The organism is Flavisericum labens (assembly GCF_045446075.1).
Lineage (GTDB): Bacteria > Bacteroidota > Bacteroidia > Flavobacteriales > Flavobacteriaceae > Flavisericum > Flavisericum labens.
On record NZ_JBJJBQ010000030.1, the window covers coordinates 1 to 1354 of the forward strand.

Below are 1354 nucleotides of genomic sequence, written 5' to 3' on the forward strand. Positions count from 1 at the left end.
TCCCGTCCTGAAATAGCGATACACTAAAACCTTAGTGTAATGGAATTACCAGAAAACGATGGGTATATCAAACGTACTCAAAAAGATTACTCACTTTCTTTTAAGCTACAATTAGTTGAAGAAATAGAGCAAGGAGTGCTCACAAAAAGTCAAGCAAAAGTCAAATATGGCATTCAAGGCGACTCAACAGTGACCAGTTGGTTAAAAAAATATGGTAACTTTGATTGGGAACATCGATCTTTTTATCCTATGTCAAAAACACCAGAGCAAAAAATACTTGAGTTAGAAGCTAAGATTAAATTACTCGAAAAGCAAAAAGCTAGAGCGGAGCATTTAGCTGAACGTTCAGATAAAAAAGCAATCATTTTTGATATGCTGGTAGATTTGGCTGAGAAAGAATATAATATTGATATCAGAAAAAATTACACACCCGGGTTATCGACCTCTACAAAGAAGAGCACAAAGAAACATTAGTTTCTACCTGTGATTTACTCGGGGTAAACAGACAGGTATATTATAGATCTATAAAATCAAGGAAACATAAACAAATCGTTGCTCAAGCGGTAATACGTTTGGTACGAAATATACGCACCATTATGCCCAAGTTGGGTGGCAGGAAGTTATACTACCTACTTAAAGATCAATTATCAGCTTTACATGTTGGTAGGGACAAGCTATTTAGAATATTACGAGCCAATCATATGCTCATAACACCAAAGAAACGCTATCATATTACTACAGACTCACATCATCGATTTAGAAAACACAAAAATCTAATGAACACTTTAGAAATAGAAAAACCAGAATCGGTATGGGTTAGTGATATAACTTATGTGGGAACTAGAAAAAACCCATCTTACTTGGCATTGATTACAGATGCATACTCAAAGCGAATAGTTGGTTATAATGTATCTAGTTCTTTAGCTGTAGAAGGCTCTCTAGAAGCACTGGAGTTAGCACTATCCAATAGAATGTATAAAAATCAACCATTGATACATCACTCCGATAGGGGCTTACAGTACTGTTCAAACGAGTATCAAAAGTTATTGAACAGTAATGGTATAAAACCCAGTATGACCGAAAAATATGATCCTTATGAAAATGCTATTGCTGAAAGGATTAACGGAATATTAAAACAAGAATTTGATATAGCCAGAAATATTGAAAATCTAGATGTAAAGAAGTTACTGATTAAAAACGCAATCGAAATCTATAATAATCAAAGACCTCATTTATCAAATCAAATGCTTACACCAATGCAAATGCACATGCAAAATAAACTCAAAAGAAAAATATACAAATCAAAAAAGCTGAACAATGTTACCATTGTTCAGCTTTAATTTATAAATTTAAT

The 1354-nt window shown here is 33.3% G+C and carries 2 protein-coding genes; both read left to right on the plus strand.

Going from position 1 to position 1354, the window contains the following annotated elements; genetic code table 11:
• The first annotated feature begins 39 nt into the window (after positions 1 to 39).
• A complete protein-coding gene (locus ACIEHO_RS16485; protein WP_406973752.1) occupies positions 40 to 474 on the plus strand; it encodes a transposase in 435 nt (144 codons plus the stop codon).
• Entirely contained in the window at positions 438 to 1340 is a 903-nt protein-coding gene (locus ACIEHO_RS16490) for an IS3 family transposase (RefSeq protein WP_406973754.1), read from the plus strand. The genes ACIEHO_RS16485 and ACIEHO_RS16490 overlap by 37 nt, the downstream gene beginning before the upstream one ends.
• Positions 1341 to 1354 lie beyond the last annotated feature (14 nt).